Origin of the sequence: Amycolatopsis kentuckyensis (assembly GCF_002155975.1) — a bacterium.
GTDB classification, from domain to species: domain Bacteria; phylum Actinomycetota; class Actinomycetes; order Mycobacteriales; family Pseudonocardiaceae; genus Amycolatopsis; species Amycolatopsis kentuckyensis.
In genome coordinates this window covers 1-739 of the sequence record NZ_MUMI01000887.1, presented here as the reverse complement: position 1 = coordinate 739, position 739 = coordinate 1, and the positions used below count along the sequence as shown (strand labels likewise).

Here is a 739-nt window from a genome sequence, read left to right as displayed (position 1 = left end):
CAGCTCCGGCGAGCGCGGGGCCTGGGCCATCGAGATCCCGCACACCGAGCAGTACGAGACGGCGGGATCGTTGAAGTGGTCCCGCGCTCGCCGGAGCTGGGGCCGCGGCCGCAGCTGGGGGTGCTGGTGCTCGACGACGGGACCGCCGTCCCGTTGCTGCGGGACGTCGTGCTCGGGCGGATGCCCGAGTTCGACGAGGCCGTCGCCGCGGGGAACGCGGATGCGGTCACGCTGGCCGATCCGCTCGTCTCGCGGCGGCACGCCTGGATCGCCTTGCGGGACTGGCAGGTCGTCGTGACCGATCTGCACTCGGCCAACGGCACCTTCGTGCTGCCGCGCGGGAGCGCGACCTGGACCCGGCTGGAACCGGGCGTGGACACCGTGCTCGAACCCGGCTCCACGGTCGCGGCCGGAATGCGGCAGCTCCACTACTTCTCCCACCGCCACTGCTGATGCGCGCCGCCGTACCCGAACCCGAAGGAGCCAGCCATGCCGTCGTCATCGTTCCTCGCCCGCTTCTCGGCGTGGGCGCGGCACACCCCGACCGCCCCGGCGCTGTCCGACGGCGACCGGACCGTCTCCTACGCGCAGCTCGGGCGCCTGGCCGCGGGGTTCGGCCCCGCGGTGGCGCGCACCGCCGGGCCGGTCTGCGTGGCCCCGCGCCGGTCACCGGAGACGGTGGCCCTGGTCCTGGCCTGCCTCGCCGGCGGGAAGCAGGTCCTGCTGCCGCCGGCCGAGC

General features: G+C 75.1%; 1 protein-coding gene and 1 pseudogene. Both read left to right on the top strand.

Features of this window, described 5'->3' with window-relative positions:
* The coding region (locus tag CCN39_RS48930) for an FHA domain-containing protein (RefSeq protein ID WP_208630710.1) at positions 1 to 453 on the top strand (453 nt) is incomplete at its 5' end.
* A 36-nt stretch (positions 454 to 489) separates the two neighbouring features.
* Positions 490 to 739, top strand: a pseudogene (locus CCN39_RS48925) (hypothetical protein); the annotation flags it as partial.